The organism is Sorangium sp. So ce176 (assembly GCF_051519835.1).
Lineage (GTDB): Bacteria > Myxococcota_A > Polyangia > Polyangiales > Polyangiaceae > Sorangium > Sorangium cellulosum_G.
This window is the reverse complement of sequence record NZ_CP150371.1, coordinates 2,188,173-2,203,971: the sequence shown is the minus strand read 5'-3', so window position 1 is coordinate 2,203,971 and position 15,799 is coordinate 2,188,173. Positions and strand designations below refer to the sequence as shown.

15 protein-coding genes and 1 tRNA gene are annotated in these 15,799 nt (G+C 73.6%); 5 read left to right on the top strand and 11 right to left on the bottom strand.

Features of this window, described 5'->3' with window-relative positions:
- Position 1 precedes the first annotated feature (1 nt).
- On the top strand, positions 2-1,294 hold the full coding sequence (argH, locus tag WMF42_RS08470; RefSeq protein WP_434046362.1) for an argininosuccinate lyase: 1,293 nt from the start codon (positions 2-4) through the stop codon (positions 1,292-1,294).
- Between the two features lie 62 nt (positions 1,295-1,356).
- On the opposite strand, the gene rpiA is transcribed toward argH, so the two are convergent.
- The 7 genes from rpiA to WMF42_RS08435 all read right to left on the bottom strand — a co-directional run bounded on the left by rpiA (position 1,357) and on the right by WMF42_RS08435 (position 6,519).
- Positions 1,357-2,055: a ribose-5-phosphate isomerase RpiA gene (gene rpiA, locus WMF42_RS08465; protein WP_233562277.1), complete on the bottom strand. Its 699-nt coding sequence runs from the start codon at positions 2,053-2,055 to the stop codon at positions 1,357-1,359.
- A gap of 7 nt (positions 2,056-2,062) precedes the next feature.
- Positions 2,063-2,725, bottom strand: coding sequence for a phospholipase D family protein (locus WMF42_RS08460; protein ID WP_061611183.1), 663 nt, complete (start codon positions 2,723-2,725; stop codon positions 2,063-2,065).
- Positions 2,722-3,165 carry an acyl-CoA thioesterase gene (locus WMF42_RS08455; protein WP_061611182.1) on the bottom strand — a complete coding sequence of 148 codons (444 nt, stop codon included), beginning with the start codon at positions 3,163-3,165 and terminating at the stop codon, positions 2,722-2,724. The genes WMF42_RS08460 and WMF42_RS08455 overlap by 4 nt, the downstream gene beginning before the upstream one ends.
- Positions 3,166-3,171: 6 nt before the next feature.
- Positions 3,172-3,744, bottom strand: a complete 573-nt coding sequence (locus tag WMF42_RS08450; protein WP_437691345.1) for a DUF3501 family protein — start codon at positions 3,742-3,744, stop codon at positions 3,172-3,174.
- Between the two features lie 27 nt (positions 3,745-3,771).
- On the bottom strand, positions 3,772-5,148 hold the full coding sequence (locus WMF42_RS08445) for a heterodisulfide reductase-related iron-sulfur binding cluster (RefSeq protein ID WP_437691343.1): 1,377 nt from the start codon (positions 5,146-5,148) through the stop codon (positions 3,772-3,774).
- 154 nt (positions 5,149-5,302) lie between these two features.
- Entirely contained in the window at positions 5,303-5,731 is a 429-nt protein-coding gene (locus tag WMF42_RS08440; protein ID WP_061611179.1) for a rubrerythrin family protein, read from the bottom strand.
- An 83-nt stretch (positions 5,732-5,814) separates the two neighbouring features.
- Positions 5,815-6,519, bottom strand: coding sequence for a Fur family transcriptional regulator (locus WMF42_RS08435; protein ID WP_437691341.1), 705 nt, complete (start codon positions 6,517-6,519; stop codon positions 5,815-5,817).
- A gap of 221 nt (positions 6,520-6,740) precedes the next feature.
- Between WMF42_RS08435 and rpsU the strand changes: the two genes are divergently transcribed.
- From rpsU to WMF42_RS08420, 3 genes are all read left to right on the top strand, one after another.
- Positions 6,741-6,965, top strand: a complete 225-nt coding sequence (gene rpsU, locus WMF42_RS08430) for a 30S ribosomal protein S21 (RefSeq protein ID WP_012234386.1) — start codon at positions 6,741-6,743, stop codon at positions 6,963-6,965.
- Between the two features lie 214 nt (positions 6,966-7,179).
- Complete coding sequence (locus WMF42_RS08425) at positions 7,180-8,298, top strand: glycosyltransferase family 4 protein (protein WP_437691339.1); 1,119 nt, start codon at positions 7,180-7,182, stop codon at positions 8,296-8,298.
- A gap of 167 nt (positions 8,299-8,465) precedes the next feature.
- Positions 8,466-8,540, top strand: a tRNA-Pro gene (locus WMF42_RS08420).
- A 156-nt stretch (positions 8,541-8,696) separates the two neighbouring features.
- On the opposite strand, the gene WMF42_RS08415 is transcribed toward WMF42_RS08420, so the two are convergent.
- On the bottom strand, positions 8,697-10,289 hold the full coding sequence (locus tag WMF42_RS08415) for an amidase (RefSeq protein WP_437691337.1): 1,593 nt from the start codon (positions 10,287-10,289) through the stop codon (positions 8,697-8,699).
- Between the two features lie 86 nt (positions 10,290-10,375).
- Here WMF42_RS08415 and hrpB point away from each other — a divergent pair, with 86 nt between their 5' ends.
- Positions 10,376-13,093, top strand: a complete 2,718-nt coding sequence (hrpB, locus tag WMF42_RS08410; RefSeq protein ID WP_437691335.1) for an ATP-dependent helicase HrpB — start codon at positions 10,376-10,378, stop codon at positions 13,091-13,093.
- 1 nt (position 13,094) lies between these two features.
- Here the strand turns inward: hrpB and WMF42_RS08405 are convergent, their stop codons facing one another.
- The 3 genes from WMF42_RS08405 to WMF42_RS08395 all read right to left on the bottom strand — a co-directional run bounded on the left by WMF42_RS08405 (position 13,095) and on the right by WMF42_RS08395 (position 15,716).
- Complete coding sequence (locus tag WMF42_RS08405; protein ID WP_233562273.1) at positions 13,095-14,114, bottom strand: hypothetical protein; 1,020 nt, start codon at positions 14,112-14,114, stop codon at positions 13,095-13,097.
- 17 nt (positions 14,115-14,131) lie between these two features.
- Complete coding sequence (locus tag WMF42_RS08400; protein ID WP_061611174.1) at positions 14,132-15,229, bottom strand: bifunctional chorismate mutase/prephenate dehydratase; 1,098 nt, start codon at positions 15,227-15,229, stop codon at positions 14,132-14,134.
- 133 nt (positions 15,230-15,362) lie between these two features.
- Positions 15,363-15,716 (bottom strand): FmdB family zinc ribbon protein, encoded by a 354-nt coding sequence (locus WMF42_RS08395; RefSeq protein ID WP_081426849.1) that lies wholly within the window; start codon positions 15,714-15,716, stop codon positions 15,363-15,365.
- Positions 15,717-15,799 lie beyond the last annotated feature (83 nt).

Genomic DNA, 15,799 nt, shown 5'->3' with positions numbered 1-15,799 from the left:
AATGAGCGTACGACTCTGGGACAAAGGGGGCGCGACCGACGCCCAAATGCTCCGTTACACCTCGCGCGACGACTGGCAGCTCGATCAGCGCCTGCTCGCCTACGACCTGCGGGCCACGATCGCGCACGTCCGCGGGCTCGCGCGCATCGGCGTGCTCAGCGAGGCGGAGCGCGACGCGCTCGTCCGCGAGCTCGAGGTGCTCGCGGCGCAGAACGAGGCCGGCGAGCTGCGGCTCACCGAGGACGACGAGGACGGTCACAGCGCGATCGAGGCAGCGCTGGTCGCCCGCATCGGCGACGCCGGCAAGAAGGTGCACACGGGCCGGAGCCGCAACGACCAGGTCCTCGTCGCGATGCGCCTCTACGAGCGCGACGCCCTGGACGAGCTCGCCGAGCAGGCGACGGCCGGCGCCCGCGCGTTGCTCGAGCTCGCCCGGCGCGAGGCGGACACGCCGATGCCCGGCTACACGCACCTGCAGCGGGCGGTTCCGTCGTCGGTCGGCTACTGGGCCGCGTCGTTCGTCGAGGGGCTCACCGACGCGGTCGACGTCGTGCGGGCGACGCGGGCGCTCGTCGATCGGTGCCCGCTCGGCGGCGCCGCCGGGTTCGGCGTGAACCTGCCGCTCGATCGCGTCGGCGTCGCGCGCGAGCTCGGGTTCGCCGGCGTCGCCGTGAACCCGCTGGCCTCCCAGACGTCGCGCGGCATCATCGAGGCGCAGATCCTCGCGGCCGCGTGGCAGGTGGTCGCGGTGATCCGCCGGCTCGCGTGGGATCTCAGCCTGTTCGCGATGAGCGAGCTCGCGTTCATCCGGCTCCCGGAGGCGTTCACCACCGGCTCCTCGATCATGCCGCAGAAGCGCAACCCCGACGTGGTCGAGCTCATGCGCGCGGCCTGCTCCGTCGTCCAGGGGGCGCTCGCCGAGGTGCAGTCGCTCGTGGCGCTCCCGTCCGGCTACCACCGCGATCTCCAGCTCACGAAGGGCCCCACGATGCGCGGCCTCGACGAGGCGCTCGCCACGTCGCGCCTCTTGCCGCGGCTCGTCGAGGGGCTCGCGTTCGACCGCGAGCGCATGGCCCGGGCGATCACGCCGGAGTGCTTCGCGACCGATCGCGCCGTCGAGCTGGCCGTGCAGGGCCTCCCGTTCCGCGAGGCGTACCGCAAGGTCGCGGCCGAGATCGCGGCGCTCCCCGCCGGCGACGCCGCGGCGAGCCTCCGCGCCCGCGTGTCGCTCGGCGCGCCGGGCAACCTCGCGCTGGACGACCTGGCCCGTCGGCTGGAGCGGCACGAGCGCTGACGCCGCGGCGCGGGCGCTGGCGCCGCGGGCCTGCCCTCTCGACCGAGGGGGCCCGCAGGGCGCTAGCGCTGCCGGCGGAGCTCGCGGACCGCGCCCGCCTCGGCCACCAGCACGTCGGTCGCCATGTCGAGGAACAGACCCGTGTCGACCACGCCGGGGATCTTGCGGATGCGCGCGTCGAGCGCCGCCGGCGCGTCGAGCGGGCCGAACGTGGTGTGAAGGATCCAGTTGTGGTTGTCGGTCTGGAACGGGTACCCGTCCGCGTTCTTGCGGATCTCCGGCTTGCCCCCGAGCGCGACCAGGTGACGCGCGGCCGACGAGCTCGCGAACGGCACCACCTCGATCGGGATGGGCACGCGCGACCCGAGCTTCTCGACGAGCTTCTCGGGGGTCACGAGGATGATGAAGCGCGCGGCCTCGTAGGCCACCACGCGCTCGCGGAGGAGCGCGCCGCCGAGGCCCTTGATGAGGCCGAGATCAGGCGCCACCTCGTCGGCGCCGTCGACAGCGACGTCGAGGCGCTCGACCTCCTCGAACGGCACGATCGGGATGTTCTCGCGCCGGGCGAGCGCCGCGGAGCGCTCCGACGTGGCGACGCCCCGGATCTGCAGCCCGCCGCGGACGCGCTCCCCGAGCCGCCGGATGAAGGCCTCGGCCGTGCGCCCGGTGCCGAGCCCGAGCAACATCCCGTTGTCGATGCGCGCGAGCGCAGCGAAGGCGACACGATCGAGATCAGCGGGGTCCAGCGCCGCGGTGCTCATGCGCAGCTCATCCGCCATCACGGCCGCTACCGCAACGGGATTTTTCGATCTGATCGAGCGGTCCCGGGCAAAGCGGCCGCAGCCGGCAGCCCTTGCATTCGGCGCCGGTCCAGATGGCGTCGAACGTCGCCTGCATCTCGTCGAGCAGGAGGTCGTCGTCGGTGAGCACGCCCGCCTCGAAGTTGCGCCGCCCGTCGCCCTTCGCCCCGAGCCCGGCGCCGGTGAGGTTCGCCGAGCCGAGGTACAGGAGCGCGCCGTCGACGGCGATCATCTTCAGGTGGACCCGCGGGCAGCGCCGCATCTCGATCGGCGGCCGGGGGCGGCGGCGGAGCTCGGCGCGGAAGGCGCGCGACGGGACGCCGGCGTGCAGCAGGCGCAGCTCGACCCCCCGGGCGGCGAGCGCGTCGAGCAGATCGAGGAACGACATGTACCGGCCGCGCGCCCGCGCCCGCGAGCCGACGGGCGCCTCGACGCGCAGCTCCTTCACGTTGGCGGTCGAGATCCACACGGAGACGCGCGCGTTCGCGACGGCGCCCATCACCAGCGTGTCGTAGTGCGCCCGGTCGCGCAGGAGGGTCAGATCGACCCGCCGCGCGAGCTGGGAGCGCGGCTTTGGGTCGTCGGTGGGACGCGCGCGCTGGCGCGGCGGCGGCCGCGGCCGCGCGCTCACACCGGGCGACCGGCGCTGGAAGGCGCCTGCTCGGGATCGAGGTGGGCGCCGAGCAGGGCGCGGACGTCCTCCGGCATCGGGACGGACGCGATCTTCACGAGATCGGTGGTCACCACGGTGTGGCGTAGCTCGGCCGACAGCACGCCGTCATGGGCGCGGAACATGCGGTACCTGAGCGTCGCGCTCCGCCGGCCGATGTGGACGACCGACGTCTCGATCCGGAGCGCCTCGCCGTAACGCGCCGGCGCCGCGTAGTCAGCCTCGACCCGCACCGCGGGCAGCCCGATTCGCCGCCCGAGGATGAGCCCGGCGTAGCCCCCCTCGAGCGGCGCGAAGAACCGCTCCATCGCCTCGTGCGCGTAGTTGAGGAATCGCGCGAAGAAGACGATGCCCGCTGCGTCGACGTCCTCGAACTTGATCGGGCGCTCGAGGGAGACCATTGCGGCCTAGGAGAGATCCTCGGCGAGCCTGTCCACGGTCGCCCTCCCGAGCGGCGCCTTCACCGTGTAGCGCGGGTGCGCGACGACGAGCGACGCCGCCTTCCGCGCCTTGATCGCGGCCTGCGCTTCGGCCGGGAGGTCCACCTTGAGGTAGTGCACCGCCGTCGTGCGGTCCTCCATCGAGCCGTCGCGCTTGCCTGTCGCCCGCGCGGTCACCCCGTCGACCTCGAGCGACACGGTGTCCTCGAGCCCGACGAGATCGACGAGCATCTTGTCGCGCAGCGCCCGCTCGGGGATCTCGACGAAGAGCGTCAGGCTGAGCTGCCCCGGCGCCGGGATGAGATCGTTGTACGTCTCGATCTCGTGGAGGATGCCGCTCTCGCTCGTGATGCGCTCGGTGCGGAGCATCTCCTGGATCTGGAACAGCACCGAGTCCCGGTTCTCGAACACGGCGGTCAGGTGGTCGCCGATCCGCACCCGGCGTGGACGCTTCTCCTCGATGATGCGGCTGCGGAACCGCTCGCGGATCGCCTCGTATTCGCCGATCCCGAGCACCTCGTTGCGATCGATGGGACGCATGACGGCTCTCCTCCTTGACAGCGACGGTTACGACTTCGGCGCGATGGTCGAGTTCGGCCCGAGCCCGTACGCGTGGGCGAGCGCCTCGACCGGGTGCAGCACCTTGGCGCCGTTCTCCTTCACCATCCTGAGGCCCGCGAGGGTGCAGTCGCTGACGATGACGTCCGCGTCCGCGACGCCGCGCACGAGCTTCGACGCGTACTTGCGGCCTGTCTCGTAGTGGGCCGCCTTCATCCCCCACGTGCCGTCCACGGCCGAGCACTGCTCGACGACGCGCACCTCGGTGTCGGGGACGACGCCGAGCACCCTGGCGCCGGGGAAGCCGATCTTCTGCGCGCGCAGGTGGCACGCGGCGTGGTACGCGATCGTGCCGAGGCCCTTCTTGAACTCGCGGTTCAGCTTCTTCTCGCGCCCGAGCAGGACGAGGAACTCCATCATGTCGAGCGTCGCGGCCGCGACCTCGCGCGCCTCCGTCGTCTGCAGGTACTCGGGCCACTCCTTCTTCATCGTGTAGCCGCACGTCGGGCCGATCACGATGATCTTCCGCCCCATGCGCACGTGCGGGTGCAGGAGCGCGACGTTCTGCTTCACCTTGGCCATGAAGGCGTCGAGATCGCCGCCGTCGAGGTTCGGCATCCCGCAGCACGTCAGCGCGCCGTCGGGGGCGTCCTCCGGCTCCTCTGCGGAGGGGCAGCCGGGCACGTGCACCGCGTAGCCGTTGTGCTCGAGCACGCGGACCGCCGCCTCGGGGACGCCGGGCGTGTTGAACTCGCCGTAGCAGGTCGCGAAGAGCACCACGGAACCCTGCTTGCCGGCGTCCGCCGCGGCGCTGTGCTCGGCGAACCAGGACGAGAACGGCTTGCGCGCCATCTCCGGCAGCGGGAACTCCGACGAGATCCCGGTCACCTTCTCCTGGACCTTGCGCAGCAGGCGGCTCGCCTGCACGAGGTTCGAGAGCGGCGCGACGGCGCCGGAGCCCAGCTCGCCGATGAGCTGCGGCTCGCCGAGGATCCTGTCCACCAGCGGGATGCCCTCCCGCTGGGCGCGCACCGCGCGCTCGCGCGCGAGCACGCGCGGGAAATCCAGGAGCTCGTAAGCGTGCTCGTCCGCTGTGTACGGGCACTTGATGTAACAGATCTTGCACTGCCAGCACTCGTCGCCGATCGCCTTGAAGTCCTCGTAGGTGAGGGCCTCGGCCCCCTCGGCGACGCCGGACTCGATGTCCCTGTCGACGCGGGCGAAGAGCTCGGGGAACGAGCCGCAGTACCCGACGCACATGCGGCATTCGTGGCAGATCTGGAACGTCCGCCGCAGCTCTGCCTCGAGGTCGCGGGGGTCGAGATATCGCTCGTCGTTCGGCGATGTCGCCGGTGGACGGTCTGGTGCACGTCGGATGACGCTCACGGGTCGGTTCCTCTCAACATCACGTGGGGTTCGTTGGCGAACGGACGGCTCACCGCGCTGCCCGGCGCCTGACGGCGACGGCGCGTGCGCCCCGGATCAAGCCGCCGGCGGCTCGGCGCGATCCGGGACGCTCGCGCTATCTCCTCGGGCCAGATCAGAAATCGAGCGACTGCAGCGCCTTCTGGAAGCGCCCCGCGTGGGACTTCTCGGCCTTGGCGAGCGTCTCGAACCACTCGGCGATGTCCTCGAAGCCCTCCTCGCGGGCCTCCTTGGCGAACCCCGGGTACATCGTCTCGTACTCGTGGGTCTCGCCGGCGACGGCGGCCTTCAGGTTCTTCTCCGTGTTGCCGATCGGCAGGCCGGTCGCCGGGTCGCCCGCCTGCTTCAGGTAGTCGAGGTGGCCGTGCGCGTGGCCCGTCTCGCCGTCGGCCGTGTCCTTGAAGAGGCCCGCGACGTCGGGGCGACCTTCCACGTCGGCGACCTTTGCGAAGTACAGGTAGCGGCGGTTCGCCTGGGACTCCCCGGCGAACGCGTCCTTCAGGTTCTGGTGAGTCTTCGTGCCCGTGAGCTGCTTGTTGGCCATGATGTTCGCTCTCCTTGGTTGAACGACTGGGACGATGAATCCCTGATGCCCGCGCCTGTCAGCGCGCCGGCGCGGCGGTCCGGCTAGACATGTTCCGGGCGCCGCGCCCTGCGCGCCCCTGCACGGCGGAGTCGGTTGGTTGCGTCGGCGCGCCCGGCGTCTCGCGCCTTCGCCTGCGCGGCGGCGTCTCCCTGGCTGCCCTTCGCGCACGCAGCGCAGATTCCCCTGTAGATCCGCTCGACCGCGCGGACCTCGAAGCCCGGCGCGGCCGCGAGCTGCGCGGGGACGCTCTCTCCCGAGCGCTCGGTCGACGACGCGCCCGGCGCGCCTGTATCGCGCGGCTCGCACGGCACATCGCGGACGAGCCCGCAGCGATCGCAGACCGCGTGGTGGTGCGCCGCCATGTTCGGATCGAAGCGCGACGCGCCGGGCGACAGCGACAGCGCGACGCAGAGCCCCGCGGACGCGAGCGCGTCCAGCGTGTTGTAGACCGTCGCGAAGCTCATCGTCGGCAGCGCCGGCCGGAGCCGCTCGAACAGCTCCTGCGCCGTCGGATGGGTCGGATCGGCCGCGAGCTCGCGCACGATCGCCAGGCGCTGCGGCGTCAGCTTGAGCCCCGACGACCTCACGCACGCGAGCATCGACGCGACCCTGGCGTCCTCCGCCATCCCCTCGCCGCCGAGCCCGGCCGCACGCCCCCGGGGATGACGGGACGCAGAACCCTTCGCGGCAGGTGTTCGCGAGGCGGCCACGGCGAGATAGATACTTAGAAAGTTTCTCAATTGCAAGTCCTGATAATCGAGCCTTGAGACCGGACGGACCGGCAAAACCAGGCCGATCGACCGGCGCCCCGGGCCGCGGCGCCCCGCTCCTTCCTGCGGGGATGACTCTTGCGAGGCTGGGGGGCCTCTGCCATAGTGCGCGCCCCGCGCTGCCGGCCCCCCGCCGGCTTGCATTTCCGCCCGCCACCTGGGCAAGTTTTTATCCGAGCAAGAGGACGTTTCGAGACATGCCGACAGACGCCATTCAGTGCAAACCGCTCGAGGTCGCCGTGGGCGACAAGGGCATCGAGCGCGCCATCAAACACCTCAAGAGGAAGATGGCTGCCGAGGGGATCCTCCGCGAGCTGAAGCGGCGTCGGCATTACATGAAGCCGTCCGTGAAGCGACGTAAGAAGGCCTCCGAGGCCGCGCGCCGCCGCCGGAAGCGGTCCAAGATGGACATGGTCGCCTAGGACGAACGTCCCTCTCCCGAGCGCGACAGCCAAGACGCAGAAGACGCGCGCGGACGCTGGATCAAGCGTCCGCGGCGTGCTCTGCGTCTTGTCATTTTGTTCGCGCCGTTCGAGCTGCTCGATCCGCCGCGCGGCGGCATGATGCGTCCGTGGCCGCGCGTCCGAGCGACGCGGGCGCGGCGCTCGCGATGCGCCCCGGCCTCCGAGGTTCCCGATGCGCGCCGTCGTGGTCACGACGTCCTATCCGATCAGCGACGACGATCCTTCGGGCCACTTCGTGCGGTCTTCCGCGCAGGAGCTCGCGCGGAGCGGGGCCGAGGTCCACGTGATCGCCGCCGGGGGCTCGGTCCTCGACGCGCCATCGCGGGATGGCGAGCTGTTCGTCCATCGGGCGGGCGGCGGCGCGCTGTTCGGGTGGCCGGGCGTTGTGGCGCGCGCGCGCGAATCGCCGCTCCGGCTGCTCTCCGCGGGCCCGTTCGCGCTCTCGGTGCTCGCGCGGCTCCGCCAGATCGGGCCTGTCGATCGCGCGGTGGCGCACTGGATCGTCCCCTGCGCGTGGCCGCTCCTGCTCGCCTCGCCCGGCGCGCCGCTCGAGGTGCGCGCGCACGGCGCCGACGTGCGGCTGCTCCTCCGCGCGCCGCGCGCGGCGCGGTCGTCGATCGTCGGCGCGCTCCTCCGTCGCGGAGCGCGCTTCGTCTTCGCCGCGGGCGCGCTCCGCGACGCGCTCGCGGGCGCGCTCGCGTCGGAACAGGCGCGCGCGCTGCTCGGCGCCTCGCGCGTCGAGCCGCCCGCGTTCGACCTGCCGCCCGTCGCCGAGCGCGCGGACACGCTCCGGCGCGAGATCTTGCAGGGCCCGGCCGAGCGCGTCGCCGTCGTGGCATGCCGGCTGATCCCGACGAAGCGGGTCGAGCTCGCGATCGAGGCCGCGCGCGCGGCGGGCCCCGGGTTGCGGCTCGTCGTTGTCGGCGACGGCCCGGAGCGCGCCGCGCTCGAGCGCCTCGCGGGGCGCGGCGGCCCCGCCGACGGCGTGAGCAGCGCGGGCGGCGCGGCGGTGCGCTTCACGGGCGCGCTGCCGCGGCGCGAGGCGCTCGCGTGGATCGGCGCGGCGGACGTGCTGCTGCACCCCTCGTCGCACGAGGCCGCCCCCACGGTGATCCGCGAGGCGCGCGCGCTCGGGGTGCCCGTCGTCGCGTGCGACGCGGGCGATGTGGTCGCGTGGGCCAGGGACGACGACGGGATCCTCGTCGCCGAGGGCACCGCGGAGAGCCTCGCGGCCGCGCTCCGCGCCATCCCGTCGCGCCGCTCGGATCGCGCGCCCGCGCCGTTGCCCTGAGGACGGCGCGTCCTCGCGGAGCGATCCGCGGCGCTCGCGTGCCCCGATCGACGCGGAACGCCCCGTCCGGAGCGGGTCTGCGATGCGCGACGCGAAACCCTTGCAATTGGCAGGGCTTCGACTACGGTGCGCCTCGCTCCGCACCGAAACGAGGCGGCGGAGTGGCTCGGGGCGTAGCGCAGCCTGGTTAGCGCACTTGACTGGGGGTCAAGGGGTCGGTGGTTCGAATCCACTCGCCCCGACTGGTCCGGCGGAGAGATTCTCCGGCGGACCTTTCGGCTTTGTAGGGCTTCCGTGGTCGTCGACAGTTGTCGCGCCGGGAAACGGCGCGGCGGCCGTGTCGTGGCATCACCGTGTTGCCCGCGCCGGACGCCGCGCGGCGCCCGGCCATCACCGCGTCATCCGGCGAGCGAGGGCGGTGCGACCGGCGTTGTGGGCCGATCCGGCTCGCCGGCGAGCTCGTCCTCGATGGCGATCATGGCGGCGAGCACCACGTGCTCGCTGTAAGGGAAGCCGACGACCTGCACCCCGACGGGCAGCCCCTCGCTCCTCGCATCGACCTCGGCGGCCCGCTTCTCCAGCCGGTCGCGCGGCCGCTCGCGGCGCGCCTCCTCGGCCCGCACGCGGGTCACGGGGACGACGCCGGCCGGGAACTGCGTGAGGTTCCAGAGCATCGCGGGGCTGCCCGCGAGCACGAAGTCGCGCGACGCGGTGTGCGGCAGCGCCGGCGTCGCGTACGGCGGGCAGAGCAGCACGTCGAGCGCCTCGGCGCGCATCGCCGACGCGATCGCGGCGCGCGCCTCGCGCAGGGCGTGCGTGGCGCGCCAGAACGCGGAGACGGACTTCGGCCCGGTGACCTCGAGCAGGCGCTGGAGCCGCCGCTCGCCCGCGAGCCCGGCGACGCGCGCGGCCGCGCGCCGCGCGAACGGCGGGAGCGTGGCCATCGTGCGGAGCGATCGGAGCGAGACGTCGAGCTCCGCCCCCTCGCCGCCCTCCGCGAGCGCAAGCGCCGTCGCGCCGCCGTCCGCCGAGAGCGCCGCGAAGTACCCGTAGACCGCGTCGACGATGCCAGGCGGCGTGAACGGCACGACGGTCGCGCCCCGCGCGCGCAGCGCCGACGCCGCCTTGAGGACGGCGCGGACGACGGCCGTCGATGAGGGGACCAGGCCGTCGTCGCCGTAGAACCCGACGCGCAGCCGGGCCACCTCGACGCTCGCGGGCTCGACGATCGGGAAGGGCGGCACGCGCACGTCGAGCTCGGCCATGGCCGCGGGCTCGAGCTCGGAGACGACGAGCGCGAGGTCGCGGGCGCTCCTGGCCATCGGCCCGACCTGCGCGCGGATCGCCTCCTGACCGAGCAGCGCCGAGTTGCTCCCCTGGTTGCTCCAGCGGTCGAGCGTGGGCTTCAGGCCGGCGATCCCGCAGCAATGCGCGGGGACGCGGATGCTGCCGCCGATGTCCGTGCCGATGCCGAGCGGCGACATCCCCGCCGCGATGGCCGCGGCCTCGCCGCCGGACGAGCCGCCCGGGCTATGGTCGAGGCTCCACGGGTTCGCGGTCTGGCCGAACAGGGGATTGCGCGACTCGTTGTACAGGAGGAGCTGCGAGACGTTCGTGCGCCCGAGGATCACGGCCCCCGCGCGGCGGAGCAGCGCGGTGACGGCCGCGTCGCCCTTCGCCCGATGGTCCCTGCGGGACGCGACGCCCAGCGTGGAGGCCATGCCGGCCATGTCGAGCGACTCCTTCACGGTGACCGGGAGCCCGTGGAGCGGCCCGCGGACGTCCCCGCGGCGGCGCTCGTCGTCGAGGCCGCGGGCAGCCGCGAGCGCCTCGTCGTGCAGCACCTGGGTGAAGGCGTGGAGCCGCGGGTCGAGCACGTCGATGCGCGCGAGGTGCGCCCGCGTCAGCTCCTCCGAGCTGATCGCGCGCGCGGCCAGGAGCGCGGAGAGCACCGTCGCGGAGAGCTGGGTCGGATCGGTGGAGGCGCTCACGATATCCGACGCGTATCACAGGTCCGCGCGCGCGAAGGATTGCTAGGCTCCGGGGCCGCGCTCCTCCGCGGAAGAGCACCGAAGCCATGCAGCCGCTGCCGATCGATCCGATCCTCCCCGATCTCTGCGCCACCCTGCGCGCGCGCCCGAGCGTTGTGCTCGAGGCGCCGCCCGGCGCGGGCAAGACGACGCGCGTACCCCGCGCCCTGCTCGACGCGGGCTTCGCCGAGCGCGGCGAGATCCTGGTGCTCGAGCCGCGGCGGCTCGCGGCGCGCCTGTCCGCGCGCCGCGTGGCGGAAGAGCTCGGCGGGCGCGTCGGCGAGACCGTGGGCTACACGATGCGCTTCGAGGAGGCCGCCGGCCCGGCCACGCGGATCCGGTTCGTGACCGAGGGCGTCCTGACGCGGCGGCTCCTGGTCGATCGCGAGCTCCGGGGCGTGAGCGCCGTGGTGCTCGACGAGTTCCACGAGCGGCACCTCGCGGGCGACGTCGCGCTCGCGCTGCTCCGGCGCCTGCAGCGCGGCGCGCGCCCCGATCTCCGCCTCGTCGTGATGTCCGCCACGCTCGACGCCGGGCCGATCGCGGCGTTCCTCGGCGGCCAGGCCGCGCAGCTCGCCGCGGCCGCCGGAGGTGGGCACGGCGAGCCGGCGAGCGAGGCCGCGCCGGCCCCGATCCTGCGCGCCGAGGGCCGGATGTTCGACGTCGCGATCGAGTACCTGCCGCCGGCCCGGGTGAGCGCGTCGACACACGCCGCCGGCGATCGCCGCGCGCCGGCGCACTGGGGCGACCGGACGCTCGAGAGCCTCGTCGCCTCGTCGGTGCGGCAGCTCATCGAGGACGGGCTCGACGGCGACGTGCTTGTGTTCCTGCCGGGCTCCGCGGAGATCCGGCGGTCGATGGAGGCGTGCGCGGCCCTCGCGAAGAGCGAGGGCCTGCTGCTCCTGCCGCTCCACGGATCGCTGTCGCCGGCGGAGCAGGACCGCGCCGTGCGCCCCGCCGACCGGCGCAAGGTCATCCTCTCGACCAACGTGGCGGAGACCTCCGTCACCATCGACGGCGTCGTGGCGGTCGTCGACAGCGGCCTCGCGCGCGTGGCCGCGCACGCGCCCTGGTCGGGCTTGCCGACGCTCCGCGTCGCGCCGATCGCCCGCGCCGCCGCGGCGCAGCGCGCGGGGCGCGCCGGGCGCACGCGACCCGGCCGCTGCCTCCGGCTCTACACGCGCGGAGATCTCACCGCGCGGCCGGAGCACGAGGCGCCCGAGATCCGCCGGCTCGACCTCGCGGACACGGCGCTCGAGCTCTGCGCCGCGGGCGTCACGGACCTCGAGGGCTTCGGGTGGCTGGAGGCGCCACCCGCCGCTGCGCTCGCCGCGGCCGAGGCGCTGCTCGTGCGGCTCGGCGCGCTCGACGAGGGGCGGCGCGTGACGCCGACGGGGCGACGGATGCTGCGCTTCCCGGCGCACCCGCGGCAGGCGCGGATGATCGTCGAGGCCGAGCGGCGCGGCATCGCCGAGGACGGGTGCACCCTCGCGGCGCTCGTCGCGGAGCGCGACCTCGGCGCGCCCGCGGGCCCGCGGGACGGCCACGGGCGGAGGCGCGACGCGCGGCACAGCTCCGATCTGCTCGCCGCGCTGCAGACGTTCGACGAGGCGGACCGCGCGCGCTTCGCGGCGGACCGGCTGCGGTGGCTCGGCATCGACCCGGCGCGCGCGCTCGCGGTGGAGCGGACGCGCAAGCAGCTCTCGCGGCTCGCCGACCACCGGAGCGCGGCGGCTCCGGAGACGGCGGAGGCGCGCGAGATCGCGCAGCGCATCGCGATCCTCGCCGGCTACCCCGATCGGGTGGGGCGCCTCCGCCGCCCGGCCAACGCCTCGGGGCGGAGCGGGCGAGAGGTCGTGCTCGCCGCCGGCGGGACGGCCGCGCTCTCCGAGGCGAGCGTGATCGAGGACGTCGACCTCGTTGTCGCCGTCGACATCGAGGAGCGCAGCGAGGGGCGCTCGGCGCGCGCGATCGTCCGGGCGGCGAGCGCGATCGAGGCCGACTGGCTGCTCGACCTCTTCACGGACGCGATCCGCGACACGACGGAGGCGACGTGGAACGCCGCCGCGGAGCGCGTCGATGTCGTGCGCCGGCTCTCGTACGACGCCCTCGTCCTCGACGAGGCGCGGCCGACCACGGGCGCGGGCGGTCCGCTGTCGGAGGCGGCGGCGCGCGAGCTCGCCGCGCAGGCGAGGGCGAAGGGGTGGCGGGCGTTCGTGAAGGGCGACGCGCTCGAGAGCTGGCTCCTGCGGGTCGCGTTCGTTCGCGCGCACTGCCCGGACGCCAGGCTGCCGGACGTCGGCGAGGACGCGGTGCTCTCCGCGCTCGATGCGCTCTGCGCCGGGCGGAAGAGCTTCGCCGAGCTCCGCGACGCGGACCTGGCGGGCGCCGTGCATCGCTCGCTGAGCCCCGCGCAGGCGCGCGCGCTCGCCGAGCTCGCCCCCGAGTCGATCGCCCTGCCCGGCGGCCGGCGGGCGCGCCTCGAGTACTCGGCGGACGCGCCGCCGTCGCTCGCGTCCCGGCTGCAGGACTTCTTCGGCATGGCGGAGGGGCCGCGCGTCGCCGGCGGGCGGGTGCCCGTGGTGCTGCACCTGTGCGCGCCGAACCAGCGCCCCGTGCAGGTCACGACCGACCTGTCCGGGTTCTGGGCGCGCCATTACCCGGCGATCGCCAAGGAGCTCCGCCGCCGCTACCCGAAGCACGCGTGGCCGGACGATCCCGCCCGCGCCGCGCCGCCCACGCGCGGGGCGCCCCGCAGGGGCTGAGTCAGCGCACGAGCGCCGCGCTCCTCGCCGTCTCGGCGGCCGTGCGGAGGAGCATGCGCACGATCCCCTCGCCGAGCGGCAGCGTGAACGCGACGTCGCTCTCGCGCTGCGCGACCTGCATCGGAGGGACGGAGCCGTAGCCGAAGCCCCACGACGAGAGCAGGGTCGCGATCCGCGCGATCTGCTCGAGGTTGCGGAGCGCGACGGCGCCGTTCGCGGCGCTCTGCGGGTCCGTGTACGTGAGCGCGCCGGCGAAGTTGACGCCAGGCGGCTGGAAATTGCCGATGACGCGCACGTACTGGAGGCCCGAGAGGAACGGGAGCTGCCCCGCCGCGGACGCGACAGCGGGCTGGCTCGTGAGATCGCCGGCCACGGCGAACGACGCGTTCTTCGTGTTCAGGAGCTCGACCATCCACGACGGCACGGAGCGCTGCAGCTTGCTGAAGCGGAGCCGGTCGAGGGCCCGGCGCATGCCGGTCTCGTTGCCCGTGAGGATCGTGTGCGGCGTGAGCACGACGAAGCCGACGTTGCCGGCCGTGAAGAGGTCGTTGTCGGCGTAGCGCGTCTTCACGAGCGGCGCGCCGATGACGGTCACGGTCCGGGCATCGGCGGCGCGGCGGATCGCGTCGACGTCGAAGTTGCCCTGCATGACCGCGCAGAAGTCGGCGCCCTGCATCGCGTACAGGCCGCCGTAGACCTTCACGACGTCGCGCGAGGGGACAAAGTTCGACTCCGGACCGAGCGGGAGCAGGCTCGCGACGATCTGGTTGACCTCCGCCCCCAGGCCGGAGGCGAACAGCGCCGCCGCGTCGAGATAGCCGAGCATCACCGCGCCGCTCGGCAGGACAGCCAGCGGGTCGCGATCGATCGCGGTCGCGTCGATCTTCTCTCCGCCCACCAGCGCGAGGCTGTCGTCCGCGCCGCCGCAGCCGACGAGCATCGACGTACCAGCGAGCGCCGCGATCACCATCGCGCCCGCCGCGCGGCGCAGGGCGACAGCGCCCCGGGAATGAAGCAGCATCCGCACCATCTCGCTCGTCATCCAGCGCGCTCGTGCGGCGGGTCGGGGCGCTCCAGGGGGAAGGAGCCGATGATCTTCAGCATCTTGGTCTCGCGCTTCACGCCCTCGAGCGCGGCGACGAGCGCGCGATCGGTCGTGTGGCCGCTGACCTCGACGTAGAAGACGTAGTCCCAGCCCTCGCCGGGCACAGGGCGGGAGTGGACGCGCCGGAGGTTGCAGCTCCGCTCCTTGAAGTGCTGGAGGATGTCGTGGAGCGCGCCGGGCCGGTCGTGGACGCTGAAGAGGATCGCCGTGACGTCGTGGCCCGAGCGCGGCGCGGGGAGCCGCGAGAGCACCGCGTAGCGGATCCGGAGCTCCCCCTCGTCGCCGACGTTCTCGCGGGCGACGCGGAGCTCCTGCCCGCCGGTGAAGCCGCGGGGGACGATGGCGGCGCTGCCCTCGTTCTCGGCCGCGAGATCCCAGGCGACCTGCGGGCACCGCACGTCGAGCACCAGGGCGCGCGGGTGCTGGAGCTCGAGGTAGTTCACGCAGGCCACGTGGTCCTGCGGCGAGCAGTAGACCCGCTCGACGTCGGCGTGGTTGCCGCTCCGGTTCACGAGGTCGAGCGCCTGCGCGAGCTGGCGCTCGCCGACCACCTTGAGATCGGCGCCGCCGATCCCCTGGATCGTCGGGAAGATCGGCCCTTCCTTGAACGACTCGTACGGGACCACGGCGAAGTCCGCGCGCGAGCGCGCGACCTCCTCGATGGCCGCGACGGCGCTGTCCGCGCGGACGAACTCGCCGCCGACCCCGAAGTGATCGTGCGCCGCGGTCCAGCCGTAGTCGCCCTCGGCGCCCAGGTACGCGACCCGGGGAGCGACCTCGTAGGCGCGCGAGGCCGCGTCGATGGCGACGAAGATCGGCCGGACGGCGCGGAGCGGGAACGGCGGCGTCACGGCGCGCTCGAGCGCCTGCATGTGGGCGGCGTCGGCCGTGGGGGCGAACCGGGCCGTGCCCGTCCTCAGCTTGGCCAGCTCGTGCGCGATGCGCGCGCGGCGCTCGACGCTTCGCAGGATTTCTTGATCCAGCTCCGTGAGCTGCCGGCGGAGCTCCTCAAGTCGCTTTCTCTCATCCATCCCGGCCACCCTAGCACCGCCCCCGGCACAGGTGGACACGCAGCACTCCCGGCGCGAGCGCAGGCCTCTCCCCGCACGGCGCCGCGCCGCGCAGGGATGGCTACACCCGCCGTCGCCGATCGCCTCCGTGGCGTCAGGCCGCCGCGGAGGCGGACGACCCGCCGGAGTCGCTCTTGGTGCTGCTCGTCGACGAGGAGCCGCTCGAGGACGAGGAGCCGCTCGAGCCGGCGTCGGAGCTCGTCCCCTCCGAACCGGAGGAGCTGCCCGTCCCGCCGTCCGACTTCGCAGGCGGCTTGTTCGAGCCGGAGGCGTAGAGGTCGGAGTACCAGCCGCCGCCCTTGAGGATGAAGCCCGTTCCGCGGGAGATCTGCCGCCGGGCCGTCGCGCTATGGCACGTCGGGCACTCCGTCAGCGGGGCCTCCTTGATGGACTGCTCGGCCTCCCATTCATGCGCGCAGGATGTGCAGGCGTATTCGTAAGTGGGCATGGCGTTTCTACTCCTCGAAACAACGCGAGGGATATGGCCACGTTAGCCACCTGTCAAGACGGCTGCCAGGAGCGCGCGTTGGG